At 31.4% G+C, this 25385-nt stretch carries 32 protein-coding genes, 1 tRNA gene and 1 pseudogene; 1 reads left to right on the top strand and 33 read right to left on the bottom strand.

Going from position 1 to position 25385, the window contains the following annotated elements:
• Window positions 1-446: 446 nt before the first annotated feature.
• The 28 genes and pseudogenes from HV819_RS02330 to HV819_RS02195 form a co-directional block, all read right to left on the bottom strand.
• A complete protein-coding gene (locus tag HV819_RS02330; protein WP_154539418.1) occupies window positions 447-827 on the bottom strand; it encodes a hypothetical protein in 381 nt (126 codons plus the stop codon).
• 77 nt (window positions 828-904) lie between these two features.
• Entirely contained in the window at window positions 905-1342 is a 438-nt protein-coding gene (locus HV819_RS02325; protein ID WP_154539420.1) for a type II toxin-antitoxin system HicB family antitoxin, read from the bottom strand.
• A gap of 32 nt (window positions 1343-1374) precedes the next feature.
• The gene (locus HV819_RS02320) at window positions 1375-1569 is read right to left on the bottom strand and encodes a type II toxin-antitoxin system HicA family toxin (protein WP_154539422.1); all 195 of its coding nucleotides are present in this window, start codon (window positions 1567-1569) and stop codon (window positions 1375-1377) included.
• A gap of 119 nt (window positions 1570-1688) precedes the next feature.
• Entirely contained in the window at window positions 1689-2024 is a 336-nt protein-coding gene (locus tag HV819_RS02315; protein WP_216629203.1) for a toxin-antitoxin system HicB family antitoxin, read from the bottom strand.
• Window positions 2025-2234: 210 nt separating this feature from the next.
• Entirely contained in the window at window positions 2235-2990 is a 756-nt protein-coding gene (locus HV819_RS02310; protein WP_176269422.1) for a peptidoglycan amidohydrolase family protein, read from the bottom strand.
• A gap of 56 nt (window positions 2991-3046) precedes the next feature.
• Window positions 3047-3559, bottom strand: coding sequence for a hypothetical protein (locus HV819_RS02305; RefSeq protein ID WP_176269421.1), 513 nt, complete (start codon window positions 3557-3559; stop codon window positions 3047-3049).
• A gap of 76 nt (window positions 3560-3635) precedes the next feature.
• Complete coding sequence (locus tag HV819_RS02300; protein ID WP_176269420.1) at window positions 3636-3899, bottom strand: type II toxin-antitoxin system RelE family toxin; 264 nt, start codon at window positions 3897-3899, stop codon at window positions 3636-3638.
• Entirely contained in the window at window positions 3892-4116 is a 225-nt protein-coding gene (relB, locus tag HV819_RS02295) for a type II toxin-antitoxin system RelB family antitoxin (RefSeq protein ID WP_154539430.1), read from the bottom strand. Before relB ends, HV819_RS02300 begins: the two co-directional genes overlap by 8 nt.
• A gap of 134 nt (window positions 4117-4250) precedes the next feature.
• On the bottom strand, window positions 4251-4472 hold the full coding sequence (locus HV819_RS02290; protein ID WP_154539432.1) for a hypothetical protein: 222 nt from the start codon (window positions 4470-4472) through the stop codon (window positions 4251-4253).
• Window positions 4469-4891 carry a hypothetical protein gene (locus tag HV819_RS02285; protein WP_176269419.1) on the bottom strand — a complete coding sequence of 141 codons (423 nt, stop codon included), beginning with the start codon at window positions 4889-4891 and terminating at the stop codon, window positions 4469-4471. Before HV819_RS02285 ends, HV819_RS02290 begins: the two co-directional genes overlap by 4 nt.
• Window positions 4884-5099 (bottom strand): hypothetical protein, encoded by a 216-nt coding sequence (locus HV819_RS02280; RefSeq protein WP_154539436.1) that lies wholly within the window; start codon window positions 5097-5099, stop codon window positions 4884-4886. The genes HV819_RS02285 and HV819_RS02280 overlap by 8 nt, the downstream gene beginning before the upstream one ends.
• The gene (locus HV819_RS02275; protein WP_154539438.1) at window positions 5099-8953 is read right to left on the bottom strand and encodes a phage tail spike protein; all 3855 of its coding nucleotides are present in this window, start codon (window positions 8951-8953) and stop codon (window positions 5099-5101) included. The genes HV819_RS02280 and HV819_RS02275 overlap by 1 nt, the downstream gene beginning before the upstream one ends.
• Complete coding sequence (locus HV819_RS02270) at window positions 8947-9615, bottom strand: hypothetical protein (RefSeq protein ID WP_154539440.1); 669 nt, start codon at window positions 9613-9615, stop codon at window positions 8947-8949. Before HV819_RS02270 ends, HV819_RS02275 begins: the two co-directional genes overlap by 7 nt.
• Window positions 9612-13580: pseudogene (locus tag HV819_RS02265) on the bottom strand (phage tail tape measure protein); the annotation flags it as partial. The gene HV819_RS02270 and the pseudogene HV819_RS02265, both read right to left, overlap by 4 nt.
• A gap of 496 nt (window positions 13581-14076) precedes the next feature.
• The gene (locus HV819_RS02260) at window positions 14077-14769 is read right to left on the bottom strand and encodes a phage tail tape measure protein (protein ID WP_235942754.1); all 693 of its coding nucleotides are present in this window, start codon (window positions 14767-14769) and stop codon (window positions 14077-14079) included.
• Window positions 14770-14786: 17 nt separating this feature from the next.
• On the bottom strand, window positions 14787-15401 hold the full coding sequence (locus HV819_RS02255; protein ID WP_154539442.1) for a Gp15 family bacteriophage protein: 615 nt from the start codon (window positions 15399-15401) through the stop codon (window positions 14787-14789).
• Window positions 15385-15762: a hypothetical protein gene (locus HV819_RS02250; protein ID WP_154539444.1), complete on the bottom strand. Its 378-nt coding sequence runs from the start codon at window positions 15760-15762 to the stop codon at window positions 15385-15387. Before HV819_RS02250 ends, HV819_RS02255 begins: the two co-directional genes overlap by 17 nt.
• 78 nt (window positions 15763-15840) lie before the next feature.
• Window positions 15841-16401 carry a hypothetical protein gene (locus tag HV819_RS02245; protein WP_154539446.1) on the bottom strand — a complete coding sequence of 187 codons (561 nt, stop codon included), beginning with the start codon at window positions 16399-16401 and terminating at the stop codon, window positions 15841-15843.
• Window positions 16401-16826: a hypothetical protein gene (locus HV819_RS02240; protein WP_154539448.1), complete on the bottom strand. Its 426-nt coding sequence runs from the start codon at window positions 16824-16826 to the stop codon at window positions 16401-16403. Before HV819_RS02240 ends, HV819_RS02245 begins: the two co-directional genes overlap by 1 nt.
• Window positions 16823-17173, bottom strand: a complete 351-nt coding sequence (locus HV819_RS02235) for a minor capsid protein (RefSeq protein WP_154539450.1) — start codon at window positions 17171-17173, stop codon at window positions 16823-16825. Before HV819_RS02235 ends, HV819_RS02240 begins: the two co-directional genes overlap by 4 nt.
• Complete coding sequence (locus tag HV819_RS02230) at window positions 17173-17529, bottom strand: hypothetical protein (protein WP_154539452.1); 357 nt, start codon at window positions 17527-17529, stop codon at window positions 17173-17175. The genes HV819_RS02235 and HV819_RS02230 overlap by 1 nt, the downstream gene beginning before the upstream one ends.
• Window positions 17519-17920: a head-tail connector protein gene (locus HV819_RS02225; protein ID WP_154539454.1), complete on the bottom strand. Its 402-nt coding sequence runs from the start codon at window positions 17918-17920 to the stop codon at window positions 17519-17521. The genes HV819_RS02230 and HV819_RS02225 overlap by 11 nt, the downstream gene beginning before the upstream one ends.
• Window positions 17921-17939: 19 nt before the next feature.
• Window positions 17940-18989, bottom strand: coding sequence for a phage coat protein (locus HV819_RS02220; RefSeq protein WP_154539456.1), 1050 nt, complete (start codon window positions 18987-18989; stop codon window positions 17940-17942).
• Window positions 18990-18999: 10 nt separating this feature from the next.
• The gene (locus tag HV819_RS02215; RefSeq protein WP_154539052.1) at window positions 19000-19566 is read right to left on the bottom strand and encodes a phage scaffolding protein; all 567 of its coding nucleotides are present in this window, start codon (window positions 19564-19566) and stop codon (window positions 19000-19002) included.
• Window positions 19567-19647: 81 nt separating this feature from the next.
• Window positions 19648-19731 (bottom strand) — tRNA-Tyr (locus HV819_RS02210).
• 45 nt (window positions 19732-19776) lie between these two features.
• A complete protein-coding gene (locus HV819_RS02205; protein ID WP_154539458.1) occupies window positions 19777-20703 on the bottom strand; it encodes a BRO-N domain-containing protein in 927 nt (308 codons plus the stop codon).
• A gap of 97 nt (window positions 20704-20800) precedes the next feature.
• Window positions 20801-20998: a hypothetical protein gene (locus tag HV819_RS02200; protein WP_154539460.1), complete on the bottom strand. Its 198-nt coding sequence runs from the start codon at window positions 20996-20998 to the stop codon at window positions 20801-20803.
• Between the two features lie 92 nt (window positions 20999-21090).
• Complete coding sequence (locus HV819_RS02195) at window positions 21091-21231, bottom strand: protein phosphatase (protein WP_154539462.1); 141 nt, start codon at window positions 21229-21231, stop codon at window positions 21091-21093.
• A 143-nt stretch (window positions 21232-21374) separates the two neighbouring features.
• On the opposite strand from HV819_RS02195, the gene HV819_RS02190 reads away from it, so the two are divergent.
• Window positions 21375-21734, top strand: a complete 360-nt coding sequence (locus tag HV819_RS02190) for a hypothetical protein (RefSeq protein ID WP_154539464.1) — start codon at window positions 21375-21377, stop codon at window positions 21732-21734.
• Here the strand turns inward: HV819_RS02190 and HV819_RS11695 are convergent.
• The 5 genes from HV819_RS11695 to HV819_RS02170 all read right to left on the bottom strand — a co-directional run bounded on the left by HV819_RS11695 (window position 21700) and on the right by HV819_RS02170 (window position 25384).
• Window positions 21700-21825 (bottom strand): hypothetical protein, encoded by a 126-nt coding sequence (locus tag HV819_RS11695; protein WP_268234515.1) that lies wholly within the window; start codon window positions 21823-21825, stop codon window positions 21700-21702. The two genes, HV819_RS02190 and HV819_RS11695, sit on opposite strands and share 35 nt — an antisense overlap.
• 62 nt (window positions 21826-21887) lie before the next feature.
• Window positions 21888-22214 (bottom strand): YjcQ family protein, encoded by a 327-nt coding sequence (locus HV819_RS02185; RefSeq protein ID WP_154539466.1) that lies wholly within the window; start codon window positions 22212-22214, stop codon window positions 21888-21890.
• 1 nt (window position 22215) lies between these two features.
• Entirely contained in the window at window positions 22216-22431 is a 216-nt protein-coding gene (locus HV819_RS02180) for a hypothetical protein (protein ID WP_154539468.1), read from the bottom strand.
• The gene (locus HV819_RS02175; RefSeq protein ID WP_154539470.1) at window positions 22428-24029 is read right to left on the bottom strand and encodes a phage minor capsid protein; all 1602 of its coding nucleotides are present in this window, start codon (window positions 24027-24029) and stop codon (window positions 22428-22430) included. Before HV819_RS02175 ends, HV819_RS02180 begins: the two co-directional genes overlap by 4 nt.
• Window positions 24029-25384, bottom strand: coding sequence for a phage portal protein (locus HV819_RS02170; protein ID WP_154539472.1), 1356 nt, complete (start codon window positions 25382-25384; stop codon window positions 24029-24031). The genes HV819_RS02175 and HV819_RS02170 overlap by 1 nt, the downstream gene beginning before the upstream one ends.
• Between the last annotated feature and the right edge of the window lies 1 nt (window position 25385).

Raw genomic sequence — 25385 nt, 5'->3', positions numbered from 1 at the left:
TCATTTTACTGCCCCCTTTCTTATTTGTTAATTATATTATAATATAAGGCTACCCATAAGTCAAGCACTTTTTAAAACTTTTTTATTTTTTCGCACAAAAAAAGCCCCCACTTAAGGGGACTGATAATATATATCCTTTTAAACCATAATAATATATGCTATTATATTATCATCTCCTATAAAGGAGGTGATTATATGGAGATAGTATCTTATCTAATGGAAAATTTTATTTTTCCCTTGTTAGTTGCTCTTATCTTAAGATATATTAATAAGAAAAGCAAAAACAAGTAAAAGACAAGACGGTAGTTGCAGCTACCGTCTTTTTTTGTCTTTGATTCATGAAGAATCGTATCTTATCTAATTTCCTTGAGGGTTGATCAAGGGCTTTTTTGTGGTCTAAGAGGTTGCTTCTCTTACAAACATTATAATACCCCCTTAATCTTTTTTCAAGTTCTCTTACTCTCCCAAACCTTAGACTCAATAGCAGAATTCAAAAACTTATCAGTATTCTCAAACTCTTCCTCTAAGATTTCTTTAGTTTCTTTATCCAACATATCTAATACTGCCCTTTTAGATGAATTAAAAGCTTCTTCTGCTTCTCCTTTACCAAATCCATTTTTATCTTTTAACTCTTTTACAAAAGTTTGATTAGTAGTATTAACAGCAAGAGTTACAATCTCCAAAGCCTTATCAATAGCCCTCTTTGCTTTCTCATTCTTAATATTATTTTTTGTATACTCTTTAACTTGATCTACAGCAATTTTAATTACTGCAAATAAAGCTATAGTAACAATAGTTAGACCTAAATTATTTAATATATTTTCCATTTTTAAACTCCTTTAAATTTAAACACTAAAAAAGCGACTACTTATGTAATCGCTTAAAATTTTTTTATTTACTTAATTTATTCTATTTCAAATTCCTTTTCTAAAGCTTCTGTTAAAAGCTTAGAAAAATTTATATTAGCACTTTTCCCCATTTCGTTTAAGTAAGATGGTATAGTTACATTCTTTTTTACCGTTCTATTATCATATTTTTTAACATAATCTGTCAAATCAAGACCTACATATGATTTAAAACTTCCTTCATAAGAAAAATATTCTTTACCATTTTCATCAATGCTATTCATAATGTCAATATCTTCTAACCTTGATGATTTGGGTAGATCTTCTAATTTAGAATAATCATCAAATAAGTAGCCACCCAAGACATCATTAGCCATATATAAGGCATCTTTTATATCATCCCCACATGAAATACATCCTGGTAAATCTGGAAATAAAATTGTATAGCCATTACTTTCTTTATCTTTTAAAAATACAGCTGGATAAGATATAAACATAAATACACTCCTTTAAATTTAGTAAGGAGGGGCTATTTTAGCCCCGCTTGTTTTAAGATTACATTTTCTGTACCTTTAGGTAGGTCTTTTCCTCCATGGTCAGGTACTGTTGTAATCTTACCTGTCTTAAAGTTTTTGAATTTCTTGTGAGAACCATCACCAGATGGTATATAGGTAAATCCATTTTTCTTTAAGAACTTAATCATTTGCTTTGACGTCATTGGCATAATGATTTCCTCCTTACACTATTATTATACACATTAATACGCATAGTGTCAAATAATTTTTAAAACCTTTTTAATATTTTCTCATTAAAAAAGCGACTACTTATGTAATCGCTTAAAACTTATTTACTTAATTTATACAAAATTAATTGATTTAATGATGTATTTTCTTTTTGTGCTTGCTCCGCTAAAAACTTATGCAAACTTTTAGGGATTCTTGCTAATATCCTACCAGAGTATTTTTCTTCAATTGGTTCTGGTATTTCTTCACCATCTTCGATTCTATCTTCAATTGCCATTTCTAATAATTCACGAATATTTTTATACAATTCTTCTATTGTACCACCAACTGTTTTTACATCGTATAATTCTTCCACTCTACCAGCATAATAATGACCTGTTTCATCATTAATTTCTTTAGTAATTATAGTATATGGTAATGATAAATAGTATTGCAAATCCTTCTTCATATGTCATAAATAGGTGGGTTAATAATGAGTTTAACCACTTTTTTACCCATTTATACCTCCTTCCTATTTATATAATACTATATATGATATCATATTTCAAGTATTAAGCATAAAAAAAGAACAGCGTGGTTAAACTGTTCTAGTATAAATGGGTTTGTTCTTTAATTAAATAATACTACATATAATACTATAAGTCAATTAAAACTTTATCCAAGGTGTAGTATCTCCTGTTAATTGTCTATAAGCTACAAATCTTCTTTCGCCCGAATATCCAATATAAGATATCCACCTAAAACCATCACCCTCATACACACTGTCATAGTTTATTTTTTGTCCTTTGCCATATTGTGCAACTATTGCAGAGTTTGTGCTTGCATCCGCTCTTACGTTACATACAGCTTGGGTTATACCATACCAATTTTCGTTTTTAATAAATTTCTTTCCACCACTATATTCTTCTTGTTTTATTTCTGTTCTTTCTGTAGTATTATCTACATTGCCTATCGGTCTAAAATATCTTACAGGATAATAGCTATTGTCTAAATAATACCAATATCCCTCGGATTCGTTGTTTGTTGTTACTGTCCAATTTTGCCCAGCGTTGCAATGTATTATTTCACCTTTTCTTAAAAATATACCTGTATGTCCATATTCACCACCAGAACCACCCTCACGTCCTTTTACGAATATATCACCTCGTCTTACCTCTTTATAAGAGATTTCTTTAAGATATTTGCCTTGTCTAGCAAGCTTAAATAAATCCTCGGTAGAGCCATTCCACATTGTTTCTGGGATAAATCCGCCCTTTTTTAAGCACTTATAAACAAAAGATGAGCAATCGTCTGTATTAGAATTATAAGAAGCTTCTGCCCCTATTCGTCCACCACCCATTACATACTTAGGTACATGCCATCTACTTTTAGCATAAGTAATCATATTTTCTACATTTGCCATAAAATCCTCCTAATTTTTTGCTATACAAAAGGACTAGGTTTCTACCCTAGTCCCTATTATTTTTTTAATTCATCAAACAACTTATCTATTTTTTTGTCTAATTCTTCTATCATCTCTTTTTTTGCAAGGTCATCTTGCACATTTATAGCTATATTAAGCATATCTTTTAAATCTTTTATAGTTTCATTTACTTCTTTAAAGTTACAATTAGCGTTACTTTCGTGTATTGTAAGCTTATCCCCTAATGCTAAAACACTAGAGTTGCTATTTTCTACTGCTTTTGTCACTTCTTTTATTAAATCCTGCAAGGCTTTTGTATTTTCTTCCCTTGTTTTTTCTTCCCTTTCATCTCTTTTTCTTTGTTCTTTTCTGTCCTCCTCTCTTTGCTTTCTCTCAAACGCTCGATCTTCATCTTTCATTTTTTGTTCTTGTTTAATTTTTTGTCTTTCCATTAAAATTTTTCCGACAAAATAAAACACTAAAATAGCAATAACAAACACTGCTATTGCCTGTAATGCCCCATTATCGGTTATTATTGTATTTACTTCTTTTGGTGTTGGAGTACTCATTTATCACTCCTTTTTATATTTGCTATATTTTACATTAAAAAAGACAGCCTTTAAACTGTCTTAATTGCCAACTACTCTATTTATAAACTTCTCTTCTGTGTCCTAGGTCTATAATAAAGATTATCATTTTGTCATCTTCTATTTTAGCAAACATCCTATAATCCCCTACCCTATATCTCCATATGCCTTTTAAATCACCTTTTAAAGCTTTTCCTTTGGTTCTAGGGTCTTTTATATTTACTAAGTTTTTTATTACCCAATTTTTAATAACCCTTACTGTCTGCTTATCCATCTTAGAAAGCTTTTTATAAACACTTTCTAAGATTTCTACTTTATACACCTAACTTCTCCCAGACTTCTGTATGGTCATAGGCTTTTTCCTTGCCTATCCTATTTTGAGCTTCCAATATTCTTTCTTCATCTAATTTTAAATCATCTTCAATTTCATCTAGTATCAAATTTCTTAAAGTTTCGGATAAATTCAGATTATTAACTTTTACATAATCTTTAATTAGCCTTTCTTCATCTTTACTTACTCTAAAAGATATACTTGCCATATTGACCTCCCTATTGTATTACTTGTAATACAATTATACATTAAGAGTATAGCCTTGTCAATATATGCAAATAAATATATGTCTGTCTTAGAGTGGGGGAATATCGGATGTTCGCATTTTTACTCTTTTATATTTTAATATTTTAATATTCCCGCTAATCTTTTCATTTTTATTATTTCTAAGTCAAATTTATTTTCTTCTATATATATTTCTACAGATTTTCTTATTATCGCTTTTAATTTTTCATTATTTTTAACTTTCGAAAAAGAATTCATTATATCTTCTAAATCCTCACCTTTGTAATACATTCTATATACAAAATTTGATGTTATTACTCTTAAAAAAGCTATACTCATTGTTGTCCTTCTTTCTTATCTGTATCTAGATTTTTTGTGTCTTCTATGGTGATTTTACTTTCAGTTGGATTAGGGGTTTCTTTTTCTTTTGGTGTTTCCTCCACCCCTAATTTATCGCTTATATCCCCTAACATATCATCTATTTTACTATCTGTCAGATTTCCACCTACTATGGTAGTTTGTAGGTCTAATATCATCTTTTTTTGTTTTATTAATTCCTTTTTTATTTCTCCTATTGCAAAGGTCGGATTTAATTCTAGATTTAATATTGATATAGCCTCTTGCCTTAGGATATCATCGTTATCTTTTGTCCTATCTCCTATTAGGCTTACTACAAAATCCCTGTATGGATTTTCTTGCATTAGTCTTACTTTTGTTTCATTCAATCCACTATAATACATTTTTTCAATTTTAAACATTTTTTACCTCTTTTGCTTCACTTTTTTCTTTTGTCTTTTCTGCTGGTTGGTCTAATACTAACGGTCTGTTTTCTTCTCTTATTTTGTCTATATCTTCTTGTAGTTTTTTATTTTCTTCTTGTAGCTTTTCTACCTCTGCTTGCAATAGCAAGCTTTTATGTGTGGCTTGTGCCAGTTCGTCAATATACAATTGTGTTAACTTATCCATTATAATGTCTCTCCTTTCGGACTATCCCAACTTACAGGTTGTAGATGGTCTTTGTTATCTGCTGCGTAATAATAATAAAAATTGGTTTCGTTATCTCCAAAATAAAATAAATATCCTAATTTTTTATCAATGTGTTTAATTTTTAATACATTAGACGAGCTGGCTAATATTTCCATCTTTCCAAATCTTAGGGCGTTATATTGCATACTTGCGTTTTCGTTAAAAATAATACTGCTATCGTTATATACCTTATCAGGACTTAACCCCCACCTATCAAAGGTTATATAATTATGCCATAAATCATTTTCAAAATACGCAATCCCCAAAGATCCAGTTGCATAATGTCCTATATTTAAATCCATTCCACTATGATTTATAAATTTCGAAACTGATATCATTCCAAATGTCTTACCATTCCAACGATTATCTCTAAATTGAATTTGATTGTAGTTAATATAAACCCCTACCTGATTAGACCCGTTTAAAGTGCTAAATGTTCCTTGTACATCTATATTTGCCCCCTCAAATCTTATTTTATCAGCTCTTATTAGGGCTGTACCCGGTGTTAAGTTTATTTCAGATATTAATTCGCTCTTTTTTACTCTTTGCCTTATATCATTCTTATTAGTATCTATGTCTTTTCTAACGCTTGATACAGTTAAATTTATACTATCACTTAGCTGTTTTATGCTTGTTTTATTTTGGATTATTGTTGTTTGTAGGCTATCAAATCTCTCTCCTACTGTTACTTTTATTTGTTCAGCTATATTTGCTATTTGTCTATCTGTTTGTTCCTTGCTTGTAAAGTTCTTTTCTACAAATTCTTTTGTGCCTAGATATACCTTGTTTTTAGCGTCATTTATTGATTTATCAAAATCATCTCTTAGTTTCCCAAATTCTTTTATAGTCCCCACACTTAGGGATTCTACATTTGCCTTTATTTTGTCATTTTCTATTTTAAAATCTGCTTTTACTTTTATCAGTTCTCTTTCAATTTCTTCTTGGCTTACTGATACTATGTCTTCTAGGTCTTTATAACAAGGAGACCACTCAATAGCGGGAATATCACCTCGGCTTAATACCGCCCATTCTATCGATACTTTATTGTTATTCTTATCAGTTCCATTACCATTACTCCAAACATATAAATTAATATATGGTGGGTTAGTTTGTTCATAATGTTTTGCTCCCCAAGATACATCAGCAAAAGTCTTCCAAGGGAAAGTAAAAGATTCTATTATATAATCATCGCTTGGATAAATATATTTACCTTTAAGAATTATAGAACCACCTGAATTATATAAATTAAAGCCATCTCTCTTTTGTGTCTTTATTTTGCAAGTAAAAGTTACAAGCTCATCATCTTTTAAACTTTCACATAGTTTCCATGTGCCTCCTACATAATTTACATTATCTACAATAGGCACATTAGACTTTCTCAAAAGATTTTGACCTATCTTGCCTGTCTTTCCATCTTTGCCATCTTTGCCATTTATTTCAGTTTTATGTGGTGTCCAACTTGTATTCTTTATCTCACCTGGTTCTACTTTCAATTCAGCATAAACTAAATCTAACCTATCATCTTTATTAGACGCCTGGAATTGTATTTGTGGAACTAAATCCTTTAAATACACACCTGATATACTTATACGACCCGAGTACCCACTTATTATTTCATAACGCTCAAAAAGGAATCCATTTATTCTTAAAAAGAAGCTTTGATTTGATAAATTTAATACGTAAAGTGAAAATGTATACTTTTCTCCAGCTATTAATTCGTCAACATCATCGTTAGAAAATCCTAAATAAACCTTTAAAAGTGAATCTCCTCCAGAAGTTGTAACATGAATACCATCATTAATATTAGTATTTGATATTTTATATTTATTATCTAAAATTTTATAGGTGCAATCCTTATATGCTGTTAATTTTGTGAAGTTTCGACTATTGCGGAGCATATTCCAAGTATATATACTAGATTCTCCATCTCTACCGGGTATCCCTTGCTTTCCAGCCTCTCCCTTATCCCCTTTATTACCTTTAACCAATTGCCAAGTATATTTACTAGGGTCAGTAGAGTCAGACTTAATATAGTCTGTATAAGTACCAATATAAGCCTTATCACCAGCTTGAGAAGTTGAAAATCCACTAGTTCCTGTAGAATTATTAGCCCATGCCGTGTGAAAATATGGTGTCTTACCATCAGCTCCAGCCTTACCAGGTATTCCCTGACTTCCATCTTTGCCAGGCTTTCCATCATCTCCAACATACTTAGACCATTCATATTTACTAGGATTTATAGAATCAGCTTTTTCAAAATCTGTATAAAAGCCTATATACTTCTTGCCATTAGTTGCTGTTAATGTAAATCCAACAGCTCCATCTTGACTGTCAGCATAGGCAAAGTGCATGTATGATGTTCTCCCATCAGCTCCAGCTTTACCTGGCATACCATCTTTACCATCTCGACCAGGTGTCCCTTGCTTTCCAGGTAGACCATCTTTCCCATCTTTTCCTTTTAAAACTTTTATAATTTCCTCATCATTTAAAATTTCATCCTTTGATAATCTATCTTTAATTTCTTCAGTAAATTTATTATTTATCTTCCCCTGAGCTTCAATCGAAATATTAATTCCATTCAAACTCTTATCAATTTCCAACTGCCTATTTACAATCGGCTTTGTTTGACCAGTTTCAGGGTCAATATAAGTAGTTGTTTCTTTAATAACTTCATATATCTTGCTATCCGTCTGTTCTCTTTCACTCTTATAAATCTTAAAACTATCCTCTGTATACCTTTTAGCTGTCGCTACACTCGCTTCAATAGATTTATCAGTAGTTTCAAATCTGCCCCTTGTTTCTTCCCACATTTTATCTGTTAATTCAATTATCTTTTCTTTATCATCTATTAAATCAACAGGCTTATTAGTTAGAGAAATCTCATTTTCAAATGGCTTATAAGGTCTTTTAATAATAGAAACAACCCTAAACCTTTCTTTCGTCTTCCTATCCTTATCTATTAAATAAACTAAATCCCCAACATCATAATCTATAGCATACACATCTATCGCACTAGATAAATCCTTAACTTTTAATTTAATATCAATCTTAGGTCTAGCTAACTGTTTTAACTTCTCCTCTGCATCTTTCTTAAGATTTTCAATATTAGTATATCTTTTATCTTTCCAATAATAAGTTATAGTCCTATCAGAATAAGACTTATCTTCTATATAATCCTTTCCATCATTAATTTGATTAATTTTAAGACCATTCATTCCTTCAGGAATAATTCTTGTAGCAAAGTCAAACGATTCTACAGATATATCTTTATCATCTATATTAAAATCATCTATAAAGTATGCTCCCTTATCATTTCCTAATTTTTCCGCTATAGTTATAACCTTATTATAATTATCAACCCTATACTCAACACCATATTTTTTTATAGCTTCTCGAAAAATTTCCCAACTACTTTTGTGATCTCCCGTTATAACTCTTTTTTTATCTATTTTACCTATAATCTTATAAGTATATCCTAGAGATACTACAATTGCCTTTAAAACATCTTCTATTGTCTTATAAGAGAAATTAATACTTTTATTAAACTTTTCTTTAAACTCTAATATCTTTTGCTCACACTCAACCTTATATCCATCATAATATGGTTCAATATTTTTGATATCATAATATTGTTTATTTTCCAATACATAAGCTTCAACATTAAAAAGGTATCTATATTCTTTAGGTATTTCAAATATAAGTCGGTCAAGTTCATTTATTTCACTTTTTATTTTTAAATGTTTAAAAAAAGAAAAAAAACTTCTATTCTTTGTTTTATTTTCATAAACTAACATAAAACCCTACCCTCAAACTCAATTACACAAATAAAATCCCCACTACCTGATACCAATATTTCCACCTTATCCTCAATATAAGGAAAGCTTTTTATATCAATAAAACTATTACCCTCTAAGCTATAAACCCCTCTCTCAGAATCGATTATAATCTCATTTAATAATTTTTTTATATTTATATCATCATCAAATCCTTTAATATTTATATTATCACCACTTCCATTCAAACATAACCTACAAGGTGTGGGTAGATTCCCATTATTATAAATCTTTATAGTCTTATTAATAGGTACAACAATTTCTTGCACATTCAACATTGCTATTGCCTTACCTTTATAAGTTACATTTTGAAAATAATATCTTGTATCTACACTTTCTGCTAAAAACCTGCCTTTATAGTACACCTCATCATTAAACGTTACTTTAGCTAATTCTAACTCTTTAGATAACTTATTTCTATTTTTCCTTATTTCATCTTTACCACCTTTAAACTCTATAACAAAAGAGACTGGCGTAAATGCCAACCTCTTTTCACTATAAAATATTAAGCCTGTATCCGATTCAAATGTATCACGCTCAATCTCTGTATTCCCTATCTCAGGATAGGCTAAAACATGAGCATTATATATCTTTAAATCTCTTATTAAGTTAATTGATTTCATACTCTCCTACGTCTTCCATCCTTACTTATTTCTTGGCTTACGATTGGAGCTACAGCCTTTCCGATTTCTCTAGAATCTAGGTTTATAACGCTTGTTATAGCTCCATTAGTAACTTGTACTTCAACTTCTTGTTTATTTTGTATATAACCACCAGCAAAACTATATGCTAAATTTGCTCCCATTTTATTATTATCAAATAAAACTGCATTTTTAGCCTTATTCCTTATAGCTTCCATAGTGGATTTTATTTTATCAACTACAAAACCTTCCTCATCTTCTATACCAATTCCTAGACCTCTAGTTAACATTGCACCGACTTCATCTCTCCAAACTCTGGAAGGTGAATGTATACTTGCAGCTCTTTTTGCAGCAGCTACAGCCGACCTCATTACGGAAATAGCAGCGGATATTACTCCAGACCTACCCCCATAAATACCATTTCTTAATCCAGCCATAAGATTATATCCAGCAGAAGAGAATGAGCCACTATAGGAATTTACAATACCAACCATGTTTGAACACATAGAAGAAATCGTAGACCTTGCCTGACTTGCCCCACTCCTAACACTTGATACTAAACCATTCATCATAGATCTAGCCTGGCTTTTAACTTGGCTTGAAGTACTATTCATCTTTGACTTCATGTTATTAGTCATAGCTTCAAATAAATTTCTAACTTTATTAGTTCCTTGAGTAACTGCGTTAGTAAAGTTATTCATCATTTGCCTTGATTGACTTGATACCTTAGATGTTAAGTTTGTAAAAGTAGAACCTACATTATTTCCTAAACTTCTAAACACAGTATCTACTCTACTAGCTCCACTAGAAACTGATGAAACTAAGCTATTCATCATCAAATTAGCACTTGCTCTAACTGCATTAGTAGTATTGCTTAAAGAAGATGTAATATTATTTCCCATCACACCTATATCATTAGTAACTTTATTAGCACCTACACTTATAGCATTTTGGTAACTATCCATAGATTCATTACCAGCATTAGCAAAAGCTTGTTGTTGATTATTTAATTGTGTCGCCGCACTTTGTCCAACCCCAATGGCTGTTGTATCAACTCCCGCTTTTGATTGCCCAATACCAGTCGCATATTCAGCACCTACTTCTTGACCTTTTGAATTTGCTACACCTTCGCCACCTTTAAGATTGTTAACCGCACTAGCCCCTAGCATTTGAGACCTAGACGTTACATCCATAGTCGTTGATTCTATACCATCAGCATACGAAGTACCAGTATTAAAACCTTGAGCATTAGCAGTTCCTGTTAACATACTTGACCTTGCTTCTAAAGGATTAGAAAATGTATTAGTATAAGCAGTTGAAACATTACCTTGACCAGAACTTATACCTTGACTAAAAGCATCAGCATTTGCAAAGCCTATACCTCTTAATATTTCAGCTATATTTGATTCATCTAATCCTAATTGCTTTAAAGATTGATAAGCTTGTTCAGCATTTACTTTTCCAGCATTAGTTCCAGCTCCAAAGCCTTTCATATTTAAAAGACCTATATTTTGTAGTGCTTCAATAGCTTGTAATTGTGTTAGTCCAGATTCTCTTAATTGTTGGTATATTCCTATTACAGCTTCTTTTCCAGCGGAAGAACCACGACCAAAAGCATCAACATTTATTTGACCTTTTACAAACATTTCATCAAAAGCTTCAAGTTCATTAAGACCCATATCAATCATAGTCTTATATTCATCAACTATACTTGTACCACTTTCAGAAGCTCCAGCTTTGTAGCCATCCATATTCTTCTTAGCTATATTGGTCATTTCTTCAACGGCTTCGATTTCACTCATTCCACCGTCCATCAACTCTTTTAGCTTTTCTCTATATGTTTGCCCACCTTCTTCAGTTCCATTTACATATCCATCAATATTTAGACCTGCAATTTCAAAAAACTTTTCAGCAGCTTCCATAGTATCAAGACCTGATGTTCTTATAGCTGTATATGCACTTCTTACATTTCCTGAACCCTCATAAACCGCTTGAGCATATTCATCTACACTCGCCTTGCCTTCTTGTCTTAAAATAGCTCTAGCATCCGTATCTGATATTCCATTATTAATCAAATCTTTATAGGCGGTTGATATATCTGTAGTTCCATCTTTAAGTCCATCAACCACTCCACCAACCATATTTTCGCCAGTTGGTTTTGTTTTTGACCCATCTACTTCGCTATTAACTTTTTCAGGCAATTCTTTAGCCTTGTCCGAAACTTTATTTTCATTTTCGTCCCAGCCCTCTTTAATACCTTCAATAAAACTTTTACCAATAGACTTTAGCTTATTAATTCCAGCCTTAAGCTTATCTCCTAACACTCCTATTAAGCCTTTAGCTTGTATTTCTGCGAATAAACCTTTTGCAGCATTGATTCCATCACCAATTTTACCAACTAATGATTTTCCCACATCAATAAGTTTAGAAGCCCCTTGCTTAACTTTATTAGCGATAGAACCTACTATCTTACCAGCACTATTTGCCAACTTATTTATGTCAACATTAAACCCTTTTATAATAGCACCAATTAAAATCGTTCCTACAATTACAAGCCCAACCGGATTAGACAACAATCCCGCTATTAATGGTATTATCTTTGCCACAACACCAGCTATAGCACCAAATCCACTCGTCATACCACCAATTAGTTTGCTTATTATTCCACTACCAATAGTAATAAACTTCGAGCCACCAACTTTACTCATTCCCGCAGATAAAATATCAATAATCTTTCCACCAGTCGCATTAAGCTTACCAGCCCCCTTAGATACTCCATCTATAAGTGGACCAATAACTTTTGCTCCAGCATTCATCATTGGTATTTTTTTAGCATTAATACCATCAATTAATTTAGATATTAACTTTCCACCAGCCTCATTAAGCTCATTTCCTTTAGTCGTAAAACTCCTATATAAAGTATCCATAATCCCATCAGAAGCTTTACTTACAGCAGGCTTTTCCCCTAATAGCCCTTTAACTAGCGAAGCCATCATCTTTTTAGCTACTTGTGGACCTTTGAAAGCTGCAAAAGCAATAGATAAAGCCATTAAAATTTGAGGAACCGCCTTAACAACCACATCAGGATTATTAACTATTCCTTGTGCTATAGCTTTTAATAAATCTATCCCCACTTTTAAAAGTTTAACCGCATTTCTATTAAAAGTTTCAGCAAGTTTTCCTAATATTTCTATAGCCTTTGGTACTAATATAGGTGCATTATCTATTAAACCCTCGCCTAATTTTACAAGAATTTCTCCTCCAACTTCAAAAAGCTTTGCCCCCACTTCCATAAAAGCTGACGCAAGACTTGTTATTATTTTAGTTGCACTATCTGCCAATTTACTCGAATTATCTTGCAATCCTTGTAAAAAAGATAAAATTATACCTTTTCCAGCCTCAATAAATTTAGGTGCTTTTTCAGCTATATAAACCGCACCCTCAGCTATCATATCCCCAAGTACTTTAGGCAATTGACTTATATCTCTTTGTACAACTGTATTAAGCCTATCAACCTGTTTAGTTACTGATTGTACAACCTCTCTAAAAGGTGTATCTACATTCTCAAATAAAGCTATACCTAGACCCTCTAAAGCAGATATAAGTATTGTTATATCCCCCTTTAGGTTATCATTCATAGTCTTAGCCATTCTTTCAGCTGCACCAGCCGAATTATTAATAGAATTAGTTAAGCTATCAAAATCTTCATCACTAACATTTAAAATAGCTAACATTCCAGCCATAGCCTCTTTACCAAACAACGTTGACGCCGCCTGAATTTTTTGATCCTCACTTAACCCTTGGAAACTCGTACGCATTTCCCTCATCAATTGGTTAAATGGTTTTATTTTCCCATTTGAATCAGTAATCGAAATCCCCAAAGCATTCATTTGCTCTTGCACTTGTTTAGTCGGATCTGCAAGCCTTGCTAAAGCCGCCTTTAAGGAAGTACCAGCTTGTGCTTATGTTATCGTAAAAGTTCTTTATCTTTTACTTCTTATAGTTTCCTATAAGTTCAGACTATATCTTCACCGCTAATTTAATAGTACGGTGCCTTCCGCTCGTGGATATTTCTGCATATAAAAAACACGACTTTCATCGTGTTAGTTTACTTAGCTTACTTAATCTAGTCGTTACACTTTCCTAGTATTTCTACTAGGCTTAGCTCGGGATTAGCTTATTATATAATATATTATAGATTCGATAAGTATAACCGCATTCTGTGTGTTTAGTTAAGATTTTAGTTCTCCTGTTTTTATATTCTTCTAATAATATATATTTATTTTTTCCATGTGCTTCATCTATTCTAGATTGCACTTCTGCGTGAGTTAATTTTTTCATTAGATAATGCCTTTCTATATAGTATATTATACTCTTAATTCCTGCATTATCCATTATATAACTTAGCTTTCCCCGAATTCAAAAGGTTTGTTTTTCTATTAATTACTTAATAGCAGGGCCACTCGACCCTTTAATACCAGCATTAGCCATCAAGCCTAAAGCAACCGCAACATCTTGTGCCTTATAACCTAAAGACCCAGCCAATGGAGCTACATACTTAAAAGACTCCCCCAGCATTGATACATTAGTATTTGATGCTGTCGAAGTTGCCGCCAAAATATCAACATACCTATTGGTATCTTTCGCCGTTAACCCAAAAGCCGTCAATGAATCCGTAACTATATCCGAAACCAATCCCAAATCTTCGCCACTTGCTGCCGCTAAATTCATAACTCCAGGCAACCCATCTAACATTTCTTGACTAGACCAGCCAGCCATACCCATATATTTTAAAGCCTCAGCCGACTGTGTAGCAGAAAATTTAGTAGTAGCACCCATTTCCTTAGCTTTATCTCTCAAAGCCTGTAATTGCTTCCCCGAAGCTCCCGAAATAGATTCAACTTGACTCATTGCTGAATCAAAATCCATACCAGCCTTTATAGAATATCCGCCAAAAGCACCCACAGCCAATCCAGCAGCCTTCATACTTGTTTTAACCGCACCTACCGCTTTGCTTGTTATATCCTTTAAACCATTTCCAGCAGCATTCGCCATAGCTGATAACGCAGATAAACCCGACTTAAAACCTGAGGTATCAAGTTTAGTATCAAATAGCAATTTACCATCACTAGCCATATTCTCACCCCACTTTCTTATTCAATTTTCATACTTTCCATCATAGCCCTTGCAAAAGAAGATTCTTTTTCTTCCTCACTTCGCATATCAGGTAAAGCATAAATTTTTTTCATCTCCCTATAAAATTTCTTCTCTTCCTTACTCATCTTAGAAGATATAGTCATAGACCTATAAGATAAAATTTTAGAAAATAAACACTTATCATTCAAAGATTCAAAAAGTGATTTAAATTCCCACCAATGTAGATTTTCTTCAAATAAATTAATGTTATAACATTCTCTAAAAGCAGAATAAATATAAGACCAATCATGTTCATATGAATAAATCATTTTTGAACTATTAGAATTAGATTCCTTATCATCTTTGTCTTTCTTATTCTCTTTTCTTTCTTTTCCACAACCATAAAACCATAAAAGACCATTAAACAATTCTTCAAGTTCTCCTAAACTTTCTAACTGTATATCATCTTTCAAACATAAATCTAAAACTTTTTCTATCTGCTCAATCGAACTAATATCATTATCAAGCATTATAGTTTCATATTCTATCCAAATTTTAAAATCTGTATTTATGTTTATTTCTACATCATTAACTTTAATAAAAGTGGGTAAACCACTACTTAGATAAAGCATTCATTTTTTCACCATTATACTTATCTAACACACCATGAAGGTTATTTATTTTATCATTATATTTATTCACTTCCCCAGCTATATAAACCCCTATATCGATAATATCTACTAAACTTAAATCATCTCCACCAAAAACCAATTCTTTTATATCATCCATCGCATTCTTGCCAAGGATTTGATCATATGCCTTAATTAAAATATTTTTATATTCCTCATCACTTAAATTTTTGTAATCTATCTTCCCTATATCTATAAGCTTATTAGCTAAATCTTCACTTAATATCGTTTCAAATTTAAGAATCTCTCCATCTATACATTCAAACTCAAACTTTATGTTGTTATTTTTTCTCTTAAATACCATATCTATATTTCCTTTTTCCTTAAATTCTCCAATAAAAAAGGGAGCTTACGCCCCCTTATAATTTTAACTATTACCTATCTAATGTGATCCAACTCCCGAAACAGAACCTGATGGACTTCCTTCAGTAAATTTAATAGTTAACCAATCCTTATCTCCTTCTCCTAGTTCTGCATATCCATCAATAGGTGCACCATTTGCTTTAAACGATCCAGAATATTGATATGCATCCGTACCATCTCCCGCTGAATCAGGCACTATAGTATGATTTCTCTTAATCGCATAAAATTTTCCCTCAGCTAATTTCTTCGAAAAATCAACCGTAACAATATTAACTGTAGCGTCATCTGCTAGTTGTTCTTTATCAAAAACCTCTTGTATTCTATTGTGTACTGGATTGTCTTTATATCTATCAAGTGTAAAATCAGTAGTTGAAGTCATACCAGTTACAGAAGTTCTTTCTGATTTTTCATCTACATATTTTCTCGAATATTCTTCAGTTTCCTTTGAAGTTGGTAAATCTGTAAAACCTTTCATTCTATAGTAATTTTCACCAATTTCCATAAAAGAAACCACATCAGCCCTTAAAACTAACCCCTTAAATTCTTTTAAATTTTGTAATTCTTTTGTATTAGTAGCCATTAATTAACCTCCATATATACTAATCGCATTTGTATTTGATACTGTCCAGTCCCTACATCAGCACTAGACAAATATCCATTCGTTACAATCTCTAATTTAGTAGGATATCTTTCTCCATCTAATTTAGGATATATTTTTTTATAATTTTGTTCTTCAATCCATTCAATCAAATTATCAAAAAAAGCAGAATTTTCTAACTGTGTAATTAAATCCCCACTCATCACGCTTTTAGTGGCAAATATAAAAGCAAATTGCTTTAATTCATCGCCATCTACATATCTTTTAATCAAAGGATTAATAGGTTCAGTGTATATTCCATATTCAAGAGCCTTATCTCCTAAAAAATCTATATTTAGCCTTACATCATCTTCTAAATATGGACATTCTAAAAAATACTCTCTTATACTTTCGATTATTGTTTTCAACCTGCTCTACCTCCTGCTATACTTGCAGCACCCCTTAAAATCGAATCTTTATGGCTTGCTTTCATCCTTTCAAACCACTTGTTCCCTCTCATTGGTGCACCTTGGAAATTAGCTCTTTCATAATACCATCTCTTGGCATAAGGCGTTTGTTGTACTATCTTCCCACTTCCTATTGCAGTCTGAGCAGTCGCCGAACCTATAAGAGTTCCTATATCCATAGGTGTATAAGGTGCCATTAATCTTATACATTCGCTATCTATAAAGCTTTGCACCTTTCCACCCGTTTCTAAATCTCTTTTCTTTAGGGCTTGCACCTGATTAAATTCAAATCTATTAAATATTATCATCACTTCGCCCCTATCCTTGTATATTGCATATTTTTAGAGCCAAAATCAAACACATCACAGACTGTTATTTTTCTAGCTCCATATTCTTTCTCATACTCTTTAAATGTTTTTAATTGCTTTATTTCTTTTAAATTATCATTTCTTATTATTAAATCTTCAACATCAACCATTCTTAATAAATGATTAGGAATATAACAAGTTATCTTATCAATATCGTCTCTACTTCTTCCAGTACGATTTGCATTTATCCCCCTTGTTTCTTCCCAATGGCAAGGATAAGTTCCCAACTCCGAATAAACATCCTGCCTATTTACCACCATTCTTTTAATAATTGTCACGCTTGCGTTAGTTCTCATAATATCCTCTAAACATTAAACCTGTATGAATAAAAGCTTCCCTTATCCTATCATCAATCAATCTATCTTGTAGATTAATCTTCTTATCTGTATCTAATTCATTCTTACTGCCATATTCGACTCTATATTCGCCTACGCTTTCAGATTTAATATTAGATAGGGAATTACCTTCCTTTTCTTTTTTAATCCCTATATCGCTAAAATAAAGCTCACAAATGATATCACAAACTACATCATCAATTCTTTTTTGTAACCTCACATCATCATCTTTAATTCTCTCAAATGTAAAAAAATCTATCCTTGTCCTTATTCTTCTATTAAGTGAATAAAAAATACCCTCAGATACATCAATCTCAGGGTATTTATCATTAAACTCTTTATAGGTTAACATACATTAACCCCTTCCTACTTTAAATAGTCCCAGATGGTGTAGTTGAAACTGCTTTATCTGCCCCTAACTTAGTAATAACTCTAGCTATTGGAATTTGTTTAAGTGGAAAAGCTCCATCTTCGTTTTTAACAACTTCCCAATTAGCACCTTTCTTTAATTCTTCATCAGTTGGTGATAGAGAAACCATAGAGCTTTCAGTAAAAGAAATTCCTCTTGGTGCAAAGCAGAATCTGTCTCTTGTGTACAAAGTATCTTCTCCACCATTTTTCATTGGGTTTCTATCAGTTTCATATGGTACTTTAGCACCTGCTTTTGTATATTCAAAAGCACCTTGACCAAAGATATATGTTGTATATTCTCCCTCTTTGCTTACAGGTAGTGAATCATCAATAATAATTGGTCTACCATTAAGATTAGCTAATTGTAAAGGTCTCTCAATTCCTCTAGAATCAGTATATTTTGCATATTGAATTAAATTTAAATTCTCTAATTGAGTTGATACCGCCGAATTCATAATAGCCGCCGCAAAACTCTTCTTCCTAGACCCGAAAGCTTGTTGTAAAGCATTATTTAAAGTAACTTGACCAAACACATCCTCTTTATAAGTATGTGTATCAACAAACTTCTTATTTTCTCCCCCAGTCATAGAAAAAATCCCCTCAATAATAGCTAACAATGAATCTTGTTTTAAATCCGCCCACCAATCTAATAATTGATTAGCTACAGTTCTCATTGGATCATGTCCACCTGTAATATCAAACACAAAATCTTTCTCAGTCCAACTGTGAGCTCTACCAATTACAACTCTTTTTTGATAAAAAGTATTTGTAGAATCAGACTTAATATCTGTTTGTCCATCGTAATTGTCAGCATCTCCAGAAAGAATTCCAGCGATTGGAGTAACAATAATATTTCCCCCAACTTGTTCATCCATTCTAGTTTTTAAATCTGCTCTTTCTACAATTGCGGATGAATTAAGTAATTCATTAGTTCTTTCTCTTTCGATTGTATCAACGTATTTTTCAAATACTTCTGCATTAAAATATGTCTTATCAAATAATTTAGGCATCTAAATCCTCCTATAAAATACCTTTCTTGTTAGCTTCAAGCATTTCCTCATAAGTCATATCTTTTAATTCCTTTTCTCCTATAGATCCAGACTTACCCATGCTTCTTTGCTTTGGTTCTTCCTCAGTTTTAAATAGGTATGAATCACTTTCTTTTAGCCCCTCAATTTGTGCCTTTAAATCATCATTTAAGTTTTTAGAATCCTTTAGACTATCAATATCAAGTAAAGCCTTAGCTGCCTTTAAGTTTCTACTACCAGCATTAACCAAGCCTAAATCTATAGCATTATTTAAAGTTATATTGTCCATATCCTCTTTAGCTTTGATTTGTGCCTGTTCATACTTGTTTTTATATTCTTCAGCACTTGCCTTAATTGATTCAATATCCATATCCTTAAACGCTTCTATCTGCTCATTTGCACTTGCAACTTGATTTTTAAAATTTTCATTTTCAGTTTTTAAAGTTTCAAAGTTATTTTTAAGTTGGTTATAATCTTCAACTTCTTTTCCTCTTAACTTAAAAACTGCCGCTATCTGTTCATCATTTAAACCTATCTCTTTTAATTCTTCCGTCTTCATAAAACATCTCCTTTTAAGCTTTTTAAGTCGTTGCTCTGACTTAGATATTTGTTTTTTTGCATTTTAGGTCTGCTTTGACCATGGTGGGAAGAGTGGGATTCGAACCCACGAAAGCTAAGCTGACGGTTTTACAGACCGTCCCGTTTTCCACTTCGGTATCTTCCCATAAAAAAAGGAAGCCCGAAAGCTTCCTAATTTAATATTATTCAATTAATTTCTAATCATTCTTTTAAAATCTCCATACACACAATCAAAATTCCAGCCCTCAAGACTATTAATACTTAAACTTCTGCACTTATTATTAAGAAATCCAAATTCAACATATCTTTCAGAAATAATTTCAGTCATGTCGCCTTTCATCTTATCATCAATACCCATTCTTTGAATGAGAAAATATAAACATTTTAATCTTTCTACCTTTTGTAAAATTTCAACATCCTTTACTTTGATTTTCTTTTCTCCTATAGGAATACTTGGATCATTAAAATAATCATCTATTTCACATTTCATTTCCCCAGGTATATTATGCTTTTTTGTTAGCTCATAAACATCATCATAATAAAGAATATTTATTCTTCTTGTTGCTTTTGAAATAAAATTATTCTCTTCTCTAAAATCTTCAAGAGATCTACCTTGAAGTAACAAACCTAAACCATCTCTTTTAATTGTCCAATTTAAAGAATCTCTACTTTGTCCAGTTAAATAAACTATATCTCTTACAGTCATAACAGGTTTACCCTTGTAAGTTTTCTTTTCTAGCTTATAAGGTTCTAGTTCTAGTTGTTCGCCATCTATTTCATATTTGCCAGTCTTTCTTATACTTGGTAACACTTCATCAGTTACCCAATCAGTGAATTTTTCTGCTTCTGGTTTTCTAGATTTAAAAGATAATTTATATACTCCACTTTCAGTTAAAAAACTACGTCCAGATGGTGGAATATTCAAATTGTTTGTTGAACCAACATCTGATTTTTTTATTTTTATAACTTGATTTTCATTAAAATTTCTTATATGGTATCTAACTGTTTCTTCTTTCATATCCAAACAGTTTCCAACATCATAAGGATTAAAAAGTACTTTGTCATTATATTTTATTATCTCAACATCATTACTATTATATTTCATTAAATTTAACATTTTATACTCCTTTATTTTTGATATTAAAGTAGTATAATAACAATGAGTGGTTATTATTACACTACTTTGCTCCGTGTTTGCCCACGGGGCTTTTTTATTACTTATTTTTATCTTCTAATTGGTTATATTGTATGTCAATTCCATTTCTCAGTACTTCAGATTTATTCATCTTTGTAATTTTAGATATTTTTTTCAACTTTCCGTTATCCGTTTTTGAGATTCTGAATTTTATTTGTATATCTTTAGGTTCATCTCCAACTATTGGTCTACCCATTTTCTTTTTTTCTTTACTCACATAATGCCTTGCCTTTCTCTCGCTCTTAAAGTAAAATGTAAGTATCAACAGGGGAGCGAGTCCCCGTTGGTACTTTAGAAGTTTTAGAAGTTTTACTTATTTAGTAAAGCTTCTATTTTTTTGATTGCTTCTTCAAGATTTTTACTTTCTTTTAAAATTTCAAGTATCTTTCTTGTTTGATTTTCTTCCACAACCTCTTTTAGAAGTTCGCTTGTATTCATATCTTCGTCCATATTTTCTCCTTTCTCTCGCTCGTATTCAATAAGTTAATTTCTTATTGTAATTATATTATACATTATGTACCCACATAAGTCAAGAAAATAATTAAATATTCCTTTTAATTAATGTATAATAGACTAAAAAAGGAGTTAAAGTTATGTACCTATCCAAAAACTCTAAAAAGATTCTTAAAGAGTTAAAGAAAATGAATACTACTGATATAATACATTCAGACAAATTCTTGAAAAACAAAGTAATATCCACATTTGATATTAATGAACTATTAATCAATCTTAAATTTCTTGATGATTTAGGCTTAATAAAATACAAACCATACGTATCTGGAGACTTTATGGTAAAAATCACTAAATATGGTTTAGACTATGAAAATATTAAGCGTTACGAAAGGTTTAAGTTTTTCAAACATTCAATCTTAACCCCGATTCTAGTTTCTTTTATAACAACAATTCTAACTACTTTTGTTATAAAATATATAACAGAAGGACATTGGTTATAAGGCTTGTGAAAATTGACACCACTATTGGTATAACTATATTCTCATCTATTTCTTCTATTCTCTCTTTGATTTTTTCTTCGTCCTTATACATATAATATCTCCTATAATTAAAAAGCACATCTAACAATTGCTAGTGTGCTTAATTTAATATTTCTATACTCCAGGAATCATTTCATTAATTCCCTTAGCTGCTTTTTGAATTCTTTTAAAAATAGTATTAGTTTCTAAATATTCTAAACCCTTTAAAGTTATTTTAGTTTTATCTAAATTAGTAACTACAAAATCTCCGTCCACGTAATATTTAATAGATAATCCTTTAATATAGCCAGCATCATATAACATTTCAAGAAGATTGTTTCTTCTGATTTCTGTAATACCTAGTGTACTAGCTGATATTAAGTCTGGATCAAAATATTCTTCGTCAAGCGATTTATTTAAAGATGTTAGAATTTTTAGTATTATTTTAAAGTTTTCAATCATATCAATCTACCACCTCTATATTTATGATATCAGGTGTATTAATATCGTAATATCTTTTTGGGGTTTCTAAGCTTATACTTTCTATTTCAGGATCATTATCACCTGCTGGTGTGTATATAGAATAAACTCCAGTAAATACATTTTGATTTTTAGTAATAACTCTTATTTTTTTATTAGAATATTTTTTAAGATTTTCTAATCCTGTATATTTGTTCATCTTCTTAATTCCTTGAATTCTCTTAATGTTGGGACTATATGATATCCATTTTTAGAATAATGTATTATTGCCCTCATTGTAGTAACTACATTACCTTCTCTATTAATACAGTATCCATCAAGTCTATTATCCTCAATTAATTCAGTCAATTGAGATTTATCTCTTCTAATAAATTCTCCACTGCCCCTGTTTTCTTTATAGACTAATTCTATTTCTTCAATAGTATTTTTAAATTGAGACTTCTTTTTGATGTTTTCCATATTATTTAAATGGTTCTCTTGTTTTCCGACTTTTAATTTATCAAAGTCTTTATTCTCTTTTATATATTTTCTAAGAGGTCTATCTTTTAAGTATATATCTAAATTCTTTTTATCAGACCCTAGATTATAAATCTCGTTGGCTTTCTTTTGTGCTTTTTTAGCCGCCCAGACTTCCTTACTTGCCTTACTCCTATTATACCCATATTTAGCTAAATTATAAGGCTTAGCCCTTAAATTACCAGCCTTATTAAAATCTTTATAAAGTTGTCTTTGCCTTTGTAACCTTACTTGTGCAATCAGCCTACTTTCATCATCTCCAAGCCTTTCATACATCATAACCCTATGCTTATATTTTCTTATAGCTCTTTCAATCTGTCTTTGCTTTTGGGTTGCTTCATAATAAGTATATTCCTTTCCATCAAACTCAAAAGGCTCTGGATCTATATCGTCAAGCATTTCTTTAGTCCACTCTTTTTCTGATATCCCCTCAAAGAATGGATACCAATTATGCCTGCAATTTGCACCCATAAATCCAGTAACTTCTCCATATCCAATATCATCTAAGCTTAAATACTTACTATTCTCACCCGATATAGAAACAACTTGCCCTTGCCATACCGCATGGCTTGGTCTAGCTCCAGCATGAGCCGATATCTCCATCAAATCTTGCCCCATATCCTTTGCATTATCCATAGATATCTCACCCGTCATTTGATTTAAAGTAGTTCTTACAATCATCTTACTTGCTGATTCTAATGTATAATTACGTCCACTCCCCATATAATTAATAGACTTAATACCTGAATTAGAAATATCATTTACTAACCCTCTAACCACTTGCTCACGACTAAAAGCACCACTTGATACCTTAAAAACCGCTTGATTTAATGTTTTTCGATAAAAATCATTTAACAGTATATCCTCACCATTAACTACAACCCCAAGCGACTTAGTAATATTCCCATTACCTTCTATAAGCCTATCCCTAGCAACATTTACAGTATTTTCAACATTCCTATTCTTACTATAATCCACCATCTCTTTATTAGCTAACCTATAAGCCTTTTGTTCATCCTCATAGTGTTTAATAGCTGATATATCAATAATATTATTAAGCTCTCCATCAATTTCTTCAAGCCTATCTTCAATTAAACTTTCAATTTCACTTGTAGTATATCCATTCTGAATTAAAACTTCTGCTTGCCTTTGGGCTGTCGCCGTTAAATACCCATTCTTACTTATCCTATTTGCTATATCTTCAATTATTTCATCTTCTAAATCTTGGTATAACTCTATTAAATTATCAGTTACTCTTCCCATATATTCTGGACTAAGCATTATTCTTCCTCAGCTATATCATCTCTATTTTCAGTAACATTCGCCTGAATTTCCCCTAACTCATCATCAGTTACACCATATCTCCATTTAAGATATGCTTCAGGCTTAAGAATTCCTGCTGCCACTTCTTGAAGCCTTATTTTTTGTTCTGTTTCAGAATCAACTACAAGACTATCGTCAAAATCAAAGGATACTTGGCAATTATCCTTAAATGGAATTGATAATTCCTTAAACCAATATTTTAATATATCAACAAAATCTTCAAGACACCTTGCTAATTCATTTTGTATATCTTTTACTGTGGAATATGATCTTTGCTGACTTGTATTAATTTCAGTTGCTGTTTTTGCAGTAAATTCTACATCAGAAAGTGTTCCATAGGCAAGTCCACAAATAAATTCAATCTTTCTAATTATTCCATTTAAACCATTGAAAAGAGATGAATCCCTAATTGCAGGACTAAATACATTATAGAAATCTTTGTTACCTGAACCCATATCTAATCCTAAATTTCTAAATAATCTTTCTTTTCCAACTGGAAGTTGATCAGTATTTTTAAGGGCTGTTATATCCGCATCTATTGCAAGCTCACTGCCCTCATACTCCCACATTATCCTTTGATATTGCTCGTCTGCATCTTGGATTAAAGATAAAGCTCTAGCAAAGCAAGATATACCCTCATTAGAATCTAGATCTAAATTATTAGCCTGAGGATTTTTGAAATATGAAAATAAAGGTCTATCCGATTCTACAATCATTTCATCTGCCATATCTGCCCACTCATCTATTAGGTTTAAATTAACCTTATCGCCCAAAGTTTCAGCAGTATTAGACATATAGGCAGTATTGGTTATTATATATTTATCATCAATTTGATGTTCTTCTAATCTTGTAAAATATATATCTTTATCTTTCTTATCTTTTTTCTTAATCCTGTCTATAAAAACAATGTGGTTGATGTCTCCAAAGCTTGTAAACCCTAAGATTATAAACTTATTAGCAGGTACTATATCAATATCAATAAGCTTTTTTGAATAGTCTTCTACATAAGGTTTTATGATAATTCCACCTAAGGCTAATCCATATTCAGTAAACTTTCTAATATGTCTTATAAATCTTTGATAAATCAAATCAATGCTCTCATCATCTACCTTTGTTTCAAGCTCCATTGTTACAAGTCTTGCAAGCTCGCTTGATATAGATGCACACAAATTCAAAGATTGGGACTTATCAATATCATAATCATTTTTTAACCAATATGGCTCTCCATGATAGCAATCAAGCCAAATCTTATAATTATTGTCAATGTTATTAGAAAGACTACCCAGCCTTTCTCTAATTTCTCTATCTAACATA

It is taken from the genome of Anaerococcus faecalis, assembly GCF_013371425.1.
In the GTDB taxonomy this organism is placed as follows: domain Bacteria; phylum Bacillota; class Clostridia; order Tissierellales; family Peptoniphilaceae; genus Anaerococcus; species Anaerococcus porci.
The sequence above is the reverse complement of the archived record's forward strand: the minus strand, read 5'-3'. Positions and strand labels throughout refer to the sequence as shown.